13 protein-coding genes are annotated in these 16,024 nt (G+C 74.3%); 6 read left to right on the forward strand and 7 right to left on the reverse strand.

Annotated features, from left to right (window positions below; genetic code table 11):
• Nucleotides 1-176 precede the first annotated feature (176 nt).
• Complete coding sequence (locus I4I78_RS18810; RefSeq protein ID WP_218612668.1) at nt 177-941, reverse strand: cytidylyltransferase domain-containing protein; 765 nt, start codon at nt 939-941, stop codon at nt 177-179.
• A 66-nt stretch (nt 942-1,007) separates the two neighbouring features.
• Here I4I78_RS18810 and pseB point away from each other — a divergent pair, with 66 nt between their 5' ends.
• The 3 genes from pseB to I4I78_RS18825 are packed head-to-tail and all read left to right on the forward strand — an operon-like array spanning nt 1,008 to nt 4,590.
• Entirely contained in the window at nt 1,008-1,991 is a 984-nt protein-coding gene (gene pseB / locus I4I78_RS18815) for a UDP-N-acetylglucosamine 4,6-dehydratase (inverting) (RefSeq protein ID WP_218612669.1), read from the forward strand.
• Complete coding sequence (locus I4I78_RS18820) at nt 1,991-3,124, forward strand: DegT/DnrJ/EryC1/StrS aminotransferase family protein (protein ID WP_218612670.1); 1,134 nt, start codon at nt 1,991-1,993, stop codon at nt 3,122-3,124. The genes pseB and I4I78_RS18820 overlap by 1 nt, the downstream gene beginning before the upstream one ends.
• A gap of 5 nt (nt 3,125-3,129) precedes the next feature.
• Nucleotides 3,130-4,590, forward strand: coding sequence for a lipopolysaccharide biosynthesis protein (locus I4I78_RS18825; RefSeq protein ID WP_218612671.1), 1,461 nt, complete (start codon nt 3,130-3,132; stop codon nt 4,588-4,590).
• Nucleotides 4,591-4,600: 10 nt separating this feature from the next.
• Here I4I78_RS18825 and I4I78_RS18830 read toward each other — a convergent pair whose 3' ends face one another.
• Together I4I78_RS18830 and I4I78_RS18835 are read right to left on the reverse strand one after the other, a co-directional pair.
• Nucleotides 4,601-4,696: a type II toxin-antitoxin system YoeB family toxin gene (locus I4I78_RS18830; protein WP_308252215.1), complete on the reverse strand. Its 96-nt coding sequence runs from the start codon at nt 4,694-4,696 to the stop codon at nt 4,601-4,603.
• A gap of 88 nt (nt 4,697-4,784) precedes the next feature.
• Nucleotides 4,785-5,879, reverse strand: coding sequence for a hypothetical protein (locus I4I78_RS18835; RefSeq protein WP_218612672.1), 1,095 nt, complete (start codon nt 5,877-5,879; stop codon nt 4,785-4,787).
• Nucleotides 5,880-6,076: 197 nt separating this feature from the next.
• Between I4I78_RS18835 and I4I78_RS18840 the strand changes: the two genes are divergently transcribed.
• The 3 genes from I4I78_RS18840 to I4I78_RS18850 all read left to right on the forward strand — a co-directional run bounded on the left by I4I78_RS18840 (nt 6,077) and on the right by I4I78_RS18850 (nt 9,251).
• Complete coding sequence (locus tag I4I78_RS18840; RefSeq protein WP_218612673.1) at nt 6,077-6,958, forward strand: glycosyltransferase family 2 protein; 882 nt, start codon at nt 6,077-6,079, stop codon at nt 6,956-6,958.
• A 40-nt stretch (nt 6,959-6,998) separates the two neighbouring features.
• Nucleotides 6,999-7,403 carry a VOC family protein gene (locus I4I78_RS18845; RefSeq protein ID WP_218612674.1) on the forward strand — a complete coding sequence of 135 codons (405 nt, stop codon included), beginning with the start codon at nt 6,999-7,001 and terminating at the stop codon, nt 7,401-7,403.
• A 108-nt stretch (nt 7,404-7,511) separates the two neighbouring features.
• Nucleotides 7,512-9,251, forward strand: coding sequence for a hypothetical protein (locus I4I78_RS18850; RefSeq protein ID WP_218612675.1), 1,740 nt, complete (start codon nt 7,512-7,514; stop codon nt 9,249-9,251).
• A 6-nt stretch (nt 9,252-9,257) separates the two neighbouring features.
• Here the strand turns inward: I4I78_RS18850 and I4I78_RS33875 are convergent, their stop codons facing one another.
• The 4 genes from I4I78_RS33875 to I4I78_RS18870 form a co-directional block, all read right to left on the reverse strand.
• The gene (locus I4I78_RS33875) at nt 9,258-11,267 is read right to left on the reverse strand and encodes an arabinofuranosyltransferase (RefSeq protein ID WP_218612676.1); all 2,010 of its coding nucleotides are present in this window, start codon (nt 11,265-11,267) and stop codon (nt 9,258-9,260) included.
• Nucleotides 11,264-12,037 carry a class I SAM-dependent methyltransferase gene (locus I4I78_RS18860; RefSeq protein WP_218612677.1) on the reverse strand — a complete coding sequence of 258 codons (774 nt, stop codon included), beginning with the start codon at nt 12,035-12,037 and terminating at the stop codon, nt 11,264-11,266. Before I4I78_RS18860 ends, I4I78_RS33875 begins: the two co-directional genes overlap by 4 nt.
• Before the next feature lie 17 nt (nt 12,038-12,054).
• Nucleotides 12,055-14,226 carry a DUF6541 family protein gene (locus tag I4I78_RS18865; RefSeq protein ID WP_218612678.1) on the reverse strand — a complete coding sequence of 724 codons (2,172 nt, stop codon included), beginning with the start codon at nt 14,224-14,226 and terminating at the stop codon, nt 12,055-12,057.
• Between the two features lie 185 nt (nt 14,227-14,411).
• Nucleotides 14,412-16,024, reverse strand: a 1,613-nt coding sequence (locus I4I78_RS18870; protein WP_218612679.1) for a DUF6541 family protein, incomplete at its 5' end; no start/stop codon positions are given.

Consider the following 16,024-nt stretch of genomic DNA (forward strand, 5'->3'; position numbering starts at 1 on the left):
GGGATGGACGCCCGGCGGCACCGACAGGCCGGCCCAGAGCCAGTCCAGGCCGTCCAGGCGCCCGGACCAGACGACCTCGTGCCCGGCCGCCAGCGCCGCCTCGGCGACGGCGGCGCAGCGCACCGCGTGCCCGACGCCCGTGCTCGGCCCGGCGTCGCAGCGCAGCAGGAGCCGCATCAGCCCGCTTCCAGCGGCTTCTGCTGCACGTCGGCGTTGCGGGCGACCAGATCCGGACGGGCACGCAGCACCGCCACCACGTCCCGCCAGCCGGTGCGCGCAGTGTTGATGCTCGTTCCGCCTTCGCTCCTCTCGGCCAGAGCCTCGACCAACCCGTCGAGCAGCTCGGCGTCCTCCGGGGTGTCCAGGGTGATCCGCAGGTCGTTCGCGGCGGGGGAGACGACCAGGCCGAGGCAGCGGAAACGCTCCGGGTCGCCGTAGAGGCCGGACGTAACGTGCACCCGGTCGTAGCCGGTCGCGGTCGCGTCGAGGGCCTGCAGGGCGTCGACCCGGGCCAGTTCGACGTCGAGTCCGCGGGGGAGGGTGCGGACCAGCGTCGTGGCGACGTAGTCGAGCCGGGGGTCCTGGCGCCAGGCCGCGACGACGAGCCCGACCAGCTCCGGGTCGAGCAGCGGGCAGTCGGCCGTGAGACGCACCACGGCGTCGCACGGGTGCTCGCGCGCGGCCAGGGTGAACCGGGCCAGCACGTCGTCCTCCGGGCCGCGCACGACGGCGGCGCCGAGCTGCGCGGCGCGTTCGGCGACCGGGTCGTCACCGGGGTCGGTGGACGTCGCGACCACGACCGCGTCGACGCCGGGGGCCTTCTGCGCCGCGCCGACGACCCAGTCCAGGACCGGACGCCCGCCGAGGGGGCGCAGCACCTTGCCGGGCAGCCGGGTCGAACCCGTCCGCGCCTGGACCACCGCGTTCACCCGCACCTGCATCCCTCCGCCGTATGAAGCGCGTGCCATCATGCCGTGCAGGGGAACGGCCCCGGTTCTGGAGGCGTGATGTCGGTACTCGAAGGCTCGTCGGTCCTGGTCACGGGCGGTACGGGCTCCTTCGGCAAGGCATTCGTCCGCACGCTGCTGGACCGCTACGACCCGCGCCGGCTCGTCATCCTGTCCCGCGATGAGCTCAAGCAGTACGAGTGCCGCAACCTGTTCGGTGACGATCCGCGGCTGCGCTGGTTCCTCGGCGACGTCCGCGACCAGGCCCGCCTGCGCCGCGCGATGCACGGGATCGACTACGTCGTGCACGCCGCCGCGCTCAAGCAGGTCGACACGGCCGAGTACAACCCGTTCGAGTTCATCCGGACCAACGTCGAGGGCTCGCAGAACGTCGTCGAGGCGGCGATCGACTCCGGCGTGAAGAAGGTCGTGGCGCTGTCCACGGACAAGGCGTCGAGCCCGATCAACCTCTACGGCGCGACCAAGCTGTGCGCGGACCGGCTGTTCGTGAGCGCGAACCACTACGCGGCCGCCTACGAGACCCGGTTCGCCGTCGTCCGCTACGGCAACGTGCTGGGCTCGCGCGGGTCGGTGGTGCCGCTGTTCAAGCGCCTGGCCGCGGAGGGGCAGTCGCTGCCGATCACGGACAAGCGGATGACCCGGTTCTGGATCACGCTGCCGAGCGCGGTCAAGTTCGTGATCGACTCGTTCGACATGATGCAGGGCGGCGAGCTCTACGTGCCGCGGATCCCGTCGATGCGGATGACCGACCTGGCCGAGGCGATCGCACCCGGCGCGGCCACCCACGAGATCGGGATCCGCCCCGGGGAGAAGCTGCACGAGGAGATGATCGCCGGGGACGACTCGCGGCGGACCCTCAAGCTGGCCGACCGCTACGTCGTCGAGCCCTACATCGCGGGCTGGGGCTACACGTCCCCGGCCGACGGTGAGGCCGTCCCGGACGGTGAGGCCTACCGCTCCGACACCAACGACCTGTGGCTGTCCCCGGAGCAGCTGCGCGAGATGGTCGAGGCGCTCGACTGATGCTCCCCTACGGTCGGCAGTCCATCGATTCCGACGACGTCGCCGCCGTCACCGCGGTACTCGGCTCGGACTGGCTGACCACCGGCCCCGCCGTCACCCGGTTCGAGTCCGACCTCTCCGCCCGCTCCGGCGGGCACGGCGTGGTCGCGGTGACGTCCGGGACGGCCGCGCTGCACGTCGCCTACGCCGCCGCCGGTGTCGGTCCCGGCGACGACGTGGTGGCCAGCCCGTTGACGTTCGTCGCGACCGCGTCGGCCGCGGCGCTGCTCGGCGCGCGGGTGGTCTTCGCCGACGTCGCCCCGGACACCGGCAACCTCGACCCGGACGCGGCGAAGGCCGCGCTCACCCCGGCCACGAAGGTGATCTCCGGCGTCGACTACGCCGGGCACCCGATCGACGCCGCGCCGCTGCGCGAGATCGCCCACGACGCAGGCGCGCTGCTGCTCGAGGACGCCGCGCACTCGGTCGGCGGCCGCTGGCAGGGCCGGCCGGTCGGTGACCTGGCCGATCTGACGACGCTGTCGTTCTTCCCGACCAAGAACCTGACCACGGCCGAGGGCGGCGCCGTCGTGTCCCCGTCCGACGAGCTGGTGGCAGGGGCCCGGGCGTTCCGCAACCACGGCCTGGTCCGCGACCGGGACGCCCTGCGCTTCCCGGACGAGGGCCCGTGGCACCAGGAGGTGCACGCGTTCGGGCTCAACTACCGGCTGCCCGACGTGCTGGCCGCGCTCGGGTCCAGCCAGCTGACCCGCCTGGACGCGTTCACCGCGCGCCGCGCGCAGATCCACGCCCGCTACGACGCCGCGCTCGCCGACGTCGCCGAGGTCCGCACCCCGTCGCGCCGCGAGGGCGCCGAGCCGGCCTGGCACCTCTACCCGCTGCGCGTACTCGACGGGCGTCGCCGGGAGCTGTTCGAGTTCCTGCGTGGTCGCGGGATCGGCGTGCAGGTCAACTACGTGCCGGCCTACTGGCATCCGGTCTTCGCCGACCTGGGCTACGAGCGCGGCCTGTGCCCGGTGGCCGAGGAGTACTACCGCCGGCAGATCTCGCTGCCGCTGTTCCCGGCCCTGGCCGACGACGACGTGGACCGGGTCTCGTCGCTGGTCCGAGAGTTCTTCGGGTACGGGAGCTGACACCGATGACCGACCCGCACACCGGCCCGCTGCCCGCGGCCGCCGGGCCGGACGGGGCGTCGTCGGCGGCCGGGGCGAGCAAGGACGTGCTCGGGCGCGGTTCGCTCTACACGATCGCGAGCGCCGCCCCGATCCTCGCCGCCGTGCTGGTCACCCCGTTCGTGACCCGCCTGCTCGGCGACGCCGAGTACGGCGTCGTCGCCGTCGCGCTGCAGGTCGTGCAGGTCGGGGCCATGGTCGGCGGGCTCGGCATGGCGGCCGCGATCACCCGCCACGGCATCATGGAGCGCTCCGGCGCCGACGGTGCCCGGGCCCTCGTGCTGCGCGGCAGCGCGATCTCGTCGGTGCTGCTGGTGGTCGCGATGCTGGCCGGTCCGCTGTGGGGCGAGCCGGTGCTGGGCACCCCCTGGCGGGCCGGGCTCGCGTTCGCGGTGATCGCCGCGGCCGGGTTCGGCACGATGCTCAACGCGCAGTCGTTCCTGCGCGTACTGGACAGGCCGGCACCGTTCGTGGCGTTGTCCACGCTCGCCACCCTCGGCGGGCCCGCGATCGGCCTGCTGCTGGTGCTGTTCCGCGGCACCGACGCGAACGACTACCTGTTCGGTCTGATGGTCGGCTACCTGCTGGCCGGGATCGGCGGGATCGCGCTGTCGCTGCGCGGCGGGCGCCCGCGCGGTGAGCCCGGCGACTTCGCGCACGCGCTCAAGGTCGGCCTGCCCGCCGTCCCGCACCTGGTCGCGCTGTTCCTCGCCCAGGGCGCGCTCGTCCTGGTCGCGGCGCGGTACCTGGGGATCGCCGAGGGCGGGCGGCTGCAGATCGCGCTGCTGGTCGGCGGCGCCCCCGCGATGATCACTGCCGCGCTGAACAACGCCTGGGCGCCGGTCGTCTACCGGACGGCTCCGGAGCACCGCGGCGCGGCGCTGGAACGCACCGCGCAGGACATCGCGGCGGTGACGGCGGTGCTCGCCGGCGGCGTCGCGCTGCTCTCGCCGTGGGTGCTGCAGGTCCTCGCGCCTGCCTCGTTCGGCCCCTCGGAGCTGGTGGTCGCGGTCGGGATCACCACCGTCGGCTCGGTGATCAGCGTCGCCTACCTGGCCAACGTGCACCTGGTGTTCGCCTCGTCGCGCAGCACCGGCCTGGCCTTCGCCAGCCCGGCCAGCCTCGCCGTCGGGGTGCTGATCTCGCTCGTGCTGGCCCAGGTCGGCGGGCTGACCGCGGTGGCGGCCGGGTTCCCGATCACCTACCTGTGCCTGGCGGTCGGGACGGCGCTGCTGCGCCGCAGGGTGTCGCCCACGAGCTGGCGCGAGGCGGTGCTGACCGGCCCGGTCCTGGGCGGGATGGCGATCTGCGGGCTGGGCGCGGCACTGCCGTTCACCGGAGCGCTGTGGATCACCGTGCGGCTCGTTCTCGCGGTCGCGCTGGGCGGTCTGCTGCTCGTGCTCGTGCGACGCGTATTCACCCGCTGAGGCGCCCGGCTCAGCTGCCGTAGTGGTAGCGGCACGCGGCGACTCGGATCTCGTCATCGACGATCTTGTAGATGAGCCGGTGCTCGTCGGTGATCCGCCGCGACACCGTGCGACGGGAGCGGGGTATCGAAAGATGCGCCGTTGCTGCCCGGCGCTGGGCCTGCCGCGACCGTGCGTCGGCCGGCGCCCGGCCGTCAGCGGGGGACGGTGTCCGCGGCGGTGGTCTCGACCGGGAACCGGTCGACGGAGAGGGGCTCCACCGTCGTGACCGGCGTGTCCAGGCCCTTCGGGAGCGGGCGGGGCAGGTGCGACAGGGGGTGGCGCAGCCACAGCATCGGGCTGAACCCGCCCGCCGACATCGCCGCCGTGCTCTGCTCGGTGCGCTTGGTCAGCCCCAGCACCATCGCGGCCTTGGCCAGCGGGGATGCGGCCCAGTACTGCGCGGCCGGGCCCGGGCTGGCCGGGCCGGTCCAGCCCATCGCCTCGCGCAGGCCCTCGGGCTCCAGGAGGGAGTCCGCGCCCAGCTCGGCGCGGGCCAGCGCGGTCGCGGCGGCGTCCTCGGCGCTCGTGGCGTCCGTACGCGACTCGACGCCGTGGTACTCGGGCCAGCCCTCGCGCAGCGCCTGCAGGGCGCTCTCGCTCTGTGCGCCGAACGTCAGCGGGTCGCCCCAGACGGCGGCCGGGGTGCCGACCGCGGCCGCGTAGAACACGGCGGTGCTCAGCCGGTTCGACGACAGCCGGCTCGCGTTCCCGGCCAGGTGCATGATCCGCAGCAGGAACGCCGGGTCGTCCCTGCGCCCGGCCGTGACCAGCCGGTGCCCGGCGGTGGCCCACGCGGAGGTGATCTCCGGGTCGGTCATGTCCTCGGAGTGCAGGCACACCGTCGACGGCCCGTCCACGTCGGCGACCTGCGCCGCGAGCTCCCGGTGCGCCCCGGTGACGCGGACCAGGCGGGTGCCGTGGAACGGCACGAACACCGGCCCGAGATGGTCCGAGCGCCGCCAGCCCTGTGCCTGCAGCAGCCGTTCCAGGTACAGCACCGGCGCCCCGACGGCGGTGGTCGGGCGCTCCTCGCCGGACGGGGACCAGGCCCGCGAGGAGTGCGACCACACGAGCAGCCGCCGCTTCGGGTCGCGACCGACCAGCGGGAAGTCCGCGAAGTGCGCGTCGACCGGGGACGTCGCCGTCCAGCCGTGCTGCAGCAGCCCGGCGACGTGGCGCGGGCGGGACAGCCCGGCGTAGGCGGCCATCACGGCCGAGTGGCCGTAGTAGTGGTTCTGGATGTCCACGCAGGCTCCGTGTGTCCGGTCGGGCCGGCCCCGTCATGTCCCGGGGCCGCCAGGTCCTGATCGTATCGACGACGGGCGTGCAACCCGGCCCTGCACCCCGCACGGGCCGTGGTCCGGCGGGGCACCTGCCGCGTCGTGTTCCTCTCCCGGGTCGATACCGTCGCCGGGCAGCCGCGCACCGCACGGGAAACGAGGCCATGACCGTCGACATCATGCTCCCCTTCTTCGGGGACCCCGACCTGCTGCGCCGGGCCGTGCACAGCGTGCTGGAGCAGCGCCGCACCGACTGGCGGCTCACCGTCGTCGACGACGGCTATCCGGACGACACGATCGAGCCGTGGTTCGCCGGCCTGCGCGACGAGCGGGTGCGCTACCTGCGCAACCCCGAGCGTCTCGGCGCGCAGCCGAACAACCGCCTGTGCCTGAGCTACGTCGAGCGCGAGTTCTTCGTGATGATGGGCGCCGACGACCTGATGCTCCCGTACTACCTCGACACCGTCCTGGGCCTGCACGATGCCGCGCCCGGTGCCGCGCTGGTGCAGCCGGGGGTCGAGGTGATCGACGAGAACGACCGTCCGGTCCGGCCGCTCGCCGACCGGGTCAAGGCGATGCTCGCGCCCCGGGGCCGCGGGCCGCGGGTGGTGTCCGGCGAGCCGCTCGCGGTGAGCCTGCTGCGCGGGAACTGGCTCTACAACCCGTCGCTGTGCTGGCGGACCAGCGCGATCAAGGAGATCACGATTCCCGGGTCGGCGGACGTGTTCGATCTGGCCCTGCCGCTGGACGTGATCGCCTCCGGCGGACGGATGGTCGTCGACGACGAGGTGTGCTTCCGCTACCGGCGCCACCGCACCAGCGACTCGGGCTCCGGGGCCCAGGCCGGGAACCGGTTCCCGGAGGAGAAGCGGTTCTTCGCCGCCGAGGCGCGGCGGATGCGGGAGCGCGGCTGGGACCGGGCCGCGGCCGCCGCCCGGTGGCACTTCTCGTCGCGCCTGAACGCCGCTGTGCAGCTGCCGGGGGCACTCGCCCGCCGGGACACGCGCGCGCTCGGGGTGCTCGGGCGCCACCTCGTCGGGAGCTGAACCGGCGATGAGTTCCGCCGGACCGGGCAGTCTTATCGGCATGAGCGAACAGACGACGACCCGGACCACCCTCAACAACATCGGCGTGGTGATGTTCACCGTCGCCGACCAGGACGCGGCCATCGCGTTCTACACCGGCACCCTCGGCTTCGAGCTGCGCGGCGACACCCTCTTCGGCGAGAACGGCGAGTACCGCTGGGTGGAGGTGGCCCCGCCCGGATCCCGTGCGCGGCTGGCGCTGAACCCGCCGATGTTCGGGGAGCCAGGCGGCTCCGCGATCGGCGTGGAGAGTTCGGACGTGCCGGCCGAGCACGCCCGGCTGAGCGCGATCGGCGGCCTCGACATCGACCCGGCGCCGGAGCGCTCGCCCGGCGCGCCGCTGATGTTCATGCTGCGCGACCCGGACGGCAACGTGGTGACCGTCGTCGAGGAGCCCGCGGCCTGAAGTGGGGATCCGGCGGGGCGGTGTCGAGAACGCCCGGCCGGCTCCACCCGGCACGGCCGAGCGAGCCGGTGCCTCCCGCCGAACCCGGCACCGGCAGAATCCCCGCTCATGACCCGGTCCGTCCTGCTCGACGGCACGCCCGCCCCGTCCGACCCTCCGGCCGGGCGCCGTCGATCCGACGTCGTGGCCGCGGTCGTCGCGGTGGCCGTGCCGACCGTCGTGGTCGCGGTGCACATGCTCGCCTACGGCCGCTGGATCGTCGACGACGCCGCGATCACGTTCAGCTACGCGCGCTCGATCGCCGCCGGAGCGGGCCCGGTGCTGCAGCCCGGCGGGGAGCTCGCCGAGGGGTACTCGAACCCGGCCTGGCTGGCGATCCTGCTGCTCGGGCACGGGATCGGCCTGTTCGACCACGGGAGCTGGTTCGGGGTCCCGGACCTGGTGCTGTTCCCCAAGGCCGTCGCGCTGCTGTGCTGTGCCGGGATCTTCGCCGGGTTCCACACCGTGGCCCGCGCGGTGTGGCCCCGGCCCTCCCGGTGGCCCGCGATCGTCACCGTCGTCGCCGGAACGGCCACCGCGGTCGTCCCGTCGTTCGTGATCTGGGTGTCCTCCGGGCTGGAGAACCCGCTGCTGGCGCTGGCCGCGGTCACGACCGCCGCGGTGCTGGCCCGGGCACGGTCGGGCGGCGACCTGCTGCGCGTGTCCGTCGCGGTGACCTGCGGCCTGCTCGCCGCGGTCGCCGCGCTGACCCGCCCGGACGGGCTGGTCTACCTCGGCGCCTACCCGATCGCGGTGCTGCTGACCCTGCGGCGCGACCGACTCGGTGCCGCGCTGATCTCGACGGTGGCGTCCGTGGTCGCGTTCGCGATCCCGTTCGGTGGCTATCTGACCTGGCGGGTCCTCACCTTCGGCCGGTGGCTGCCGAACACGGCGGTGGCCAAGTCACAGGGGCTGCCCGACACCGCGTCGCTGGCCCGGCCCGCGGAGCTGCTGTCCTACCCGGGCTGGTTGAGCGCGCTGCTGGTCCTCGGTCTCGTCGCCGTGGGTTTGTTCCGGCCCGGGCGGCACCGCGGGGTGCTCGTCGCCGTCCTGGTCCCGCTGATGCTCGCCGTCGCTGCGTTCGGTGTGCTCTCCGAGGACTGGATGGGTGTCTACCGGTTCGCCACCCCGGTCTGGCCGCTGGCCGCCCTCGCCGCGACGGTCGCGGCTGCCGCCGTGCTGCCGAAGGTCCCGGTCCGCGGCCGCGCCCTGGTCGCGCTGCTCGCGGTGGCCGGTGCCCTGCTCTCCGGGATCACCTGGCTGGACGGGGCGCGCACGTTCCGGGCCACACCGACGATCTCGATGTGCGCCGGCGCGCAGGGGATGGGTGCATCACCCAACGCGTTCGGCGACATCCTGGGGATCCCCTCCGGCGCGATCGCGACACCGGACATCGGCGGGACGGCACTGGCCAGCCGGTACCAGGTGATCGACATCGCCGGGCTCGCCTCGGCCCGGATCGCGGATCTCTGGCGCGCCGGCGACATGGCAGGCATCCGGGACCACCTGCTCGTCGAGGCCCGCCCGGCGTTCATCGAGATCCACGGGGGCTGGTCGACGAGCACCGGGCTGCTCGACGACCCGAGGATGGACGCCGAGTACGTTCCGATCATGAAGACGGCCGCGAGGTCGGGCTGGTACGTCCGGCGCGACCTGGTGCCCGACCAGGCACGGTTCGCCGCCGCGGTCCGCCACGCCGAGCAGGTCGCCCTCCCGCAGCGGGTCCGCTACTCCTACGCCGCGCCGCGGTCCTCGTGCGGCGGGCTCGAGCCCGGGACGACCCCGGTGGTCGAGGACCCGGCCCGCTGACGACGGCTACCGGACCGGCGGCACGTCCGGACGCACGACGACGGTGAACGGGCCGACGTCGCGCCGGACGAACGCCGGGTCGTCGAACAGCCGCGGCTCGAACACCGCGGTCCCGCTGCCGGTGGCCTGGCTCGGGAACGGGTCGTAGGTCAGGCCCTGGCGGAGCAGGCCGTCCGGGCCGCGGCTGAGCACGAACACCGACGGCGCGCGGACCGGACCCGCGTCCAGGCGCGCGAGCAGCTCCGCGGGCGACCCGGAACGGGACCACTCCAGCAGCCGGTCCCGGCGCCCGGCGAAGTCGGCCAGCGGGTTCGCGTACTGGGCCACCGTGGTCTGGTAGGCGCGGTAGGGGTGGTAGCTGAGCAGGGCGTAGGTGTTGCTCAGCACGACGACCTGGTTCGCGGGGCGCCCGGTGAGCTCGTCGATCGTCGAGGCCAGCCGGTCGTTCCAGGCCCCGGCGTCGGTCTCGGCGCGGGCGCCGGTCGGCTTCGTCCCGTCCGGGTAGTAGTCGCCGTTCTGCGCCGAGGTGCTCCACGAGTAGGTCTCCGGCGTGGTCTGCACCTGCCCGACCACGATCGCGGCCGCGAGCGCCGCCACCAGCAGCGGGAGCCGCGCCGCCGCGGTCCGCGCGCCGTCCGGGACGGAGCCGCCGAGACGCGACCGGACGGCCCGCATCCCGTCCGCGGCCAGACCGACCGCACCGCACGCCAGCGCGGTGGAGATGATCGGCTCGATCCGGAACGAGAGCAGGGTGGTGTCGGCGACCAGGGCGAGGGTGGAGAGCAGGTACCAGGCGTAGCCGCAGACCACGGTCCAGCCGAGCCCGCGGGCCACCGGGTCCCGGCCGAACCGCAGCACGATCCACACCGTCCCGGCCAGCGCGAGTGCGCCGAGCACGGTCGGCTCCAGCATCGGCAGCGGGTAGGTGGCCCCGCTCTGCGGGAGGAAACGCTGCGCGGCGTCGCCCGCGGCGTCCGCCGTCCCCGAGCCGTACAGCCGGAGCCTGGCCAGCAGGTAGGGGGTCCAGTTGAGCAGCAGCAGCGGCAGTGCCGCGACGACGACCACCGCCGCGGTCCGCAGCAGGTGCAGCGCGTAGGGCCCGCCCTGGGACCGGCCGCGCAGGGCCCCGTCGGCGGTGGCCACCACCAGCACCAGGACCAGGAAGGCGCAGATCTGGGTGTGCGTCACCCCGGCCACGCCGAGGATCAGTCCGGTCGTCACCGCGGCACCCACCCAGGGCCGGCCGGCGACGCGGGTCGGGTCGACCAGGCGCACGCCCAGCACCGCGACCGGGGCGACGAGCGCCGCGGTCAGCCAGGAGTAGGGGGTGTAGGCGGCCAGCGCGAGCCCGACCAGCGTGGTCGCGGTGGCCAGGCCGAGCGCGCGCACCCGGCCCACGACCACCGACCACAGCACGAAGGCCAGCACCCCGGTCACCGCCATCGTCGTGACCGCGAACGGCTTGTAGAACGCCCAGGCCTCGACGCCGAACAGGTCGGCGAGCCGCCCGCCGACCCAGAACCAGGCCTGCGGGTAGAACGGCGGCAGGTCGGCGTAGGCGACGTCGGCCGGGCGGGCCGAGTCGGCGAAGCGGGTCAGGTACTGCACCCGGAACGCCTGGTCCCCGGACACCCCGAACAGGTAGTGGCGCGTGCTCGCGAGCAGCAGCGACAACGGGACCGCGGACAGCGCGGACAGGCCCACCCAGGCCAGCGGGGCGGTCAGGGCGGGACGGCGGCGGTACAGCAGCCCGGCCGCGGCGAGCACCCCGGCGACGAGCAGGCCCCCGGAGGCGGTGAGCGCCAGGCCCACGTTCGAACCGGACGGGATCGGCAGCCGGGCCACCACCGCCAGCACCGCGACGGCCACCAGTACCGCCACCACGGTGGCGGCCACGACCTCGCCGAGCACACGCCACCCGCGGGCGGAGCGTGCGGGCGCCGGCGGCGCGGGCGCACGACCGGTCCGTTCCCAGCCGGCCGGGCGCGTCCCGGCCACCGCGGCGCGTCCCGTCACCCCTGTGCCTGCCCGGCGTCCGTCCGCTTGCGCGCCACCACGAGGAACGCCTTCGAGATCGCCCACAGCGCCGGGAAGCGGCGCAGCGCCGCGACGCCGAGGGTGTAGACCTTCGACCCGCCGCCCTCGGCCAGCGACACGTCGCCGGGCACGGTGAACGTCGCGTCCAGCTCCGGGCGCTGGGCGAGGAGCTTGCGCATCCGCAGGTAGCCGGGCGCGTAGCTGGCGTCGGTGTAGTCGTGGCCGCGCCCGGTCAGGCGCAGGTAGCGGTTGGCCAGCGGAACCGGCATCCAGCTCAGGAACGGCAGCGCGTAGTGCGCCTCGATCGGCCACAGCCGGTTCGGCACCAGGATGTAGGCGACCCCGCCGGGGCGCAGCGAGTTCGACATCCGCTCCAGGGCGTCGGGCTGGGCGTCGAGGTGCTCCAGGACGTTGTCCAGGACGGCGACGTCGAAGGACTCGCGGTCGTCGAAGTCGTTGATCGACTGGGTGCGGAACGTGAAGTTCGGGGCCTCCTCGGCGGCGAGCCGGTTCGCCTCCTCGGCCAGCGCACCGTTCGGCTCGATGCCGACCACGGTGCGGCACAGCTTGCCCAGCTCCAGCGCCGTGTAGCCGTACCCGCAGCCGACGTCGACGACGTCGCACTCGGCGAAGGGCTTGTCCAGGAACGGCCCGGTGGTCAGCGCGATCTGCTTGGCGAACCCGGTGGCCAGCCGACGTCGCTCGACCATCCGCAGGGTGGTCCGTTCGTACTCCGGCAGTGCGTCCAAACCGGGGTTCTCCTCACTCATGAGTCGGTGGGCTCGACCGGGCCGCAGGCGGTGATCCGGTAGAGCGCATTCACGCCGTCGTCGGCCATCAGCTCGAAACCGGGCACCGGGCTGATGTCCTGCAGGCCGGGGTAGGACCGGGAGGCCCCGTTCCACGGCCAGAACGTGGTCGGCCCGTCGAGCACGTAGCCGGTCCTGGTCGCGGCGACCGCGGGGCAGACCGCCGGGTCGGTGCTCACGTCCCGCAGGTGGGCCGCGAGCGTCTTCTGGTCCGGTGTCCACGCCCCGGTCATGTGCGGGAAGAGCACCTCGCGTCCGGTCAGCGGGTAGAGCAGTACGTTGCCGGTGAACGGGTTCGAGGCGACGACGGCGTCGGCGGGCAGCATCTCACCGGCCCGTTCCAGGAACTCACGCTGCCCCGGTTCGAGCAGCTCCGAGTCCGGCTCCTGGTACGGCCCGGCCAGGACGGTGGCGTGCGTGCCCAGTCCCATTCCGCCGGAGACCGCGACGGCCGGCACCAGGACGGCGGCGGTGAGCATGGCCGGCAGGGCCTTCGGGAACGCCTTCGACAAGGGCAGGGCTCTCGGCGACGACACCGGTCGCGCGGTGATCGCCCGCCGGACCAGCCCGGCCAGGCCGAGCGTCCCGACCACGGCCAGCGCGACACCGGTGACCGGCACCATCGCGGCCAGGCGGTACGAGTCGTTGTACCAGGCACCGGTGACCGCGGCGGCGAAGTCGGTCTCCTGCGCGGCCGACTGCACGTACAGGAAACCGGAGAGCAGGTGCGTCGGGACCAGCCAGCTCGTGGACGCCCGGCGCAGCGCGAACACGATCCCGACCAGCACCAGGATCGACACCGTCCACGACTCGGGGCGGTTGTTCGTCGCGCCGAGCGCGACGTCCCACACCGCCTCGCCGGGTTCGGAGAACGCGGCCCAGTCGAAGCTGCGCACCCCGGCCAGCAGGGGCGAGGCGACCATCAGCCAGAGCACACCCCACACCACGAGGGCGGTCCCGGCGACCGCGACCAGCGGCAGCGCGAACGAGCGGGTGAACAGACGCCGCCGGACGAGCACGGCCAGCCACCAGAGCGTCGGGAACAGGGCGAGTGCGGCCAGGCTGAACACGGCGTTGGGGTGGGCGAGCGCGAGCGTCGGGACGTCGACGACCAGCAGCGCCGCGGCCCCGGCCGGGCCCGGCGACGACTCCCGGGCCAGCCCGAACAGCGTGATCACCGCGGCCAGCGCCCCGGGCAGCAGCGCCACACCCAACAGGTTCGGCCAGAGCACGCCGAACGACATCAGCGCCCACGGGAACGCGGTGAACCCGACGGCCAGCACCGGCGTCGCGAGCGCGGCACCGATCGATGACCCGGCGACCTGGCGGACGAGGAACAGGCACGACACCGGCCACACCACGACGGCCACGGCCAGCGCGGTCGCGTTCGTGGCCACCACGACCCCGGCGCCGGGCGTCGACAGCGCCACCAGCGAGACCAGGTCGTGCCAGGCGGCCGGGTAGAGGGCCGACGACAGCGCCGGGTTGGTCAGCGTGCCCACGTGCAGCGACGAGGCGTTGCCGGTGTCCAGGATCTGCGCGACGGCGCTGTAGTGGAACACCGCGTCGTAGGTCTGCGACAGCGCGTCCGCGGGACCCATGCCGTTGACGGCGGTGAACCAGCCGAGCACGGCCGCGACCGCGGCGCCGGCGGCCGCGGCCGCCCCGAGGAGCCACGGCGCACGCCCGGCGCTCGCGCGCTCGCGCTGCGCGGCGTTCGCCCAGACCTGCGGGACGGCCATCGTGGACAGCCCGTCGACGGAGTCCGGGACCCGGGCGAACAACCCCTGCGGCGTGCGGGCGCGGACGTAGGCCTGGCGCACCCGCCGGTGCGCCGTCGTCCACGGGCCCGGCGCCCGGCCCGGGCGCCGCCGCGCCGCCAGCTCCCGCACCCCGAGCACCGCGGCCGCGGCCAGCAGCGACGACACCAGCGGCACCCACACGCCCCACGGGATCCCGAGCGCGCCCGCGAGGACGGCCGGAACGGCGGACACAGCCACCGAGAGCAGGGGCGCCGCCCCCCAGGCGACGAGGCTGCGCAGCCCGGCCGCGTAGGCGATCAGCAGACCCGGCCCGAGGGCCCAGAACCCGGCGGACAGGACGGCGGGGACCGCGGACAGCCAGGACATGGCGCGGCCGCCTCCTTCCCCGGCAGCCGGGCCCGGTCGGGCGAGAGTGTGCGACGGTCCCCGACCGCGATCGCCGACGACGGTGCGGATCATACCGGCGGGTACCGGCGCTCCGGCGGGTGCCGCCGGGGCAGGGCGCGTCGCGGGCCGGTGGGTGACGCGGGCCCGGCCCGCGCCGGGTGTCCTCAGGAACCGATCGCGGTCACCGGGTCGCAGGCGGTGATCCGGTAGAGGCCGCGCTGCGCGTCACCGGCCATCAGCTCGAAGCCGGGGGCGGTGTCGAGCCCGTCCAGGCCGGTGAAGCCCACCGAGTCCGGGTTCCAGGACCACAGCGTCGGCGGCCCGGTCAGCGCGTAGCCGACGTCGGTCGCGGCCAGCGCCGCGCACACCGACGGGTCGGTGGCCGCGTCGCGCAGCCGGGTGCCGATCACGACCTGTTCCGGCGTCCAGGTGCCCATCAGGTGCGGGAACAGCACCTGCCGGTCGGTCAGGGCCCAGAGCATCGCGTTGCCGGCCCACGGGCTCCCGGCGACGACGGCGTCGGCCGGGAGCATCTCGCCCGCCCGGACCAGGAACTCCTCCTGGCCCGGTTCGAGCAGCGCGTCGGCCGGGTAGCGGTAGATCGAGGCCAGCTGGTCGGTGTGTGAGGTCTGGTAGAGCCCGCCGGAGAACACGACCAGCGCCGCGACGCCGACCGCGACCAGCACCGCCGGGCGCGGGCGGCGCAGCCACCCGGTCTCCGGGGACGCGGCGAGGACCCGGCCGATCAGCCCGGCCAGTGCGAGGACGCCGAGCACGGCCAGCGGGACGGCGGTGATCGGGATCATCGCGGCCAGCCGGGGCGAGTCGTTGTACCAGGCCCCGGTCCAGAACGAGGACGACGAGCTCGCGGCCACCACGTAGAGCAGGCCGGTGAGCACGTGGGTGACGGTCAGCCAGCCCCGTCGCCGCAGCGCCACGACCGCGCCGACGACGACCAGGGCCGAGATCGCCCACGCCTCGGAGCGGCCGTTGGGCGAGTTGGTCAGGACGCTCAGGAGTCCCTGCGGCCACGTCTCGATCGGGTCCCAGGTGTAGCTGCGCACCCCGGCGAGCAGCTCGGAGCGGAACATCAGCCAGGCCACGGAACCGGTCATCACGACCGCGGCCAGCGCGGCGGCGACCGCGGGGACCCAACGGCGGCGGAGCAGCCGCAGGCGGACGAAGCCGGCCAGTCCCCACACCATCGGGCACAGGGCGACGACGGCCATCCCGAACACCGCGTTCGGGTGCGAGAGGCCGAGCGTCGTCAGCCCGGCCGCGGTCAGCGCGACGGCGCCGACGCGGCCGAGCGTGCTGTGCCGGGCGCGGCAGGCGAACGTCACGACCCCGGCCAGGACGGCCGGCATCAGCGCGACCCCGATCAGGTTCGGCCACAGCGCGCCGTAGGTCACCAGCGTCCACGGGAACGCGACGAACCCGAGCGAGATCACCGGGGTGGCCAGCGCGGCGCCCGCGGAGCGGCCCACGACCTGGCGGACCAGCAGCAGGCACGACAGCGGCCAGGCGATCAGCACGACGGCCAGCGCCATCATGTTGGAGCCGGTGACCACGTCGGACCAGGGCGCGACCAGCGAGACCATGCCGTGCCAGGCGCTCGGGTAGAACGCCGAGTCGGCGGGGGAGACCAGGCGGCCCACGTCCAGCGACGACGCGTTGCCGGTGTCCAGGATCCGGGCGACGGCGTTGTAGTGGAAGTTCACGTCGAAGCTCTGCGACACCGCGTCCGGTCGGCCCATCCCGCCCACCGCCGAGATCC

Origin of the sequence: Pseudonocardia sp. KRD291 (assembly GCF_019263595.1) — a bacterium.
Classification (GTDB): Bacteria; Actinomycetota; Actinomycetes; order Mycobacteriales; family Pseudonocardiaceae; genus Pseudonocardia.

What these genes read in the sequence shown, in the direction of transcription:
- pseB (WP_218612669.1), top strand. Translation starts at nt 1,008, where the DNA reads ATGTCGGTACTCGAAGGCTCGTCGGTCCTGGTCACGGGCGGTACGGGC.
- I4I78_RS18840 (WP_218612673.1), top strand. Translation starts at nt 6,077, where the DNA reads ATGACCGTCGACATCATGCTCCCCTTCTTCGGGGACCCCGACCTGCTG.
- I4I78_RS18850 (WP_218612675.1), top strand. Translation starts at nt 7,512, where the DNA reads ATGACCCGGTCCGTCCTGCTCGACGGCACGCCCGCCCCGTCCGACCCT.
- I4I78_RS18810 (WP_218612668.1), bottom strand. Translation starts at nt 941, where the DNA reads ATGCAGGTGCGGGTGAACGCGGTGGTCCAGGCGCGGACGGGTTCGACC.
- I4I78_RS18820 (WP_218612670.1), top strand. Translation starts at nt 1,991, where the DNA reads ATGCTCCCCTACGGTCGGCAGTCCATCGATTCCGACGACGTCGCCGCC.
- I4I78_RS18825 (WP_218612671.1), top strand. Translation starts at nt 3,130, where the DNA reads ATGACCGACCCGCACACCGGCCCGCTGCCCGCGGCCGCCGGGCCGGAC.
- I4I78_RS18865 (WP_218612678.1), bottom strand. Translation starts at nt 14,226, where the DNA reads ATGTCCTGGCTGTCCGCGGTCCCCGCCGTCCTGTCCGCCGGGTTCTGG.
- I4I78_RS18845 (WP_218612674.1), top strand. Translation starts at nt 6,999, where the DNA reads ATGAGCGAACAGACGACGACCCGGACCACCCTCAACAACATCGGCGTG.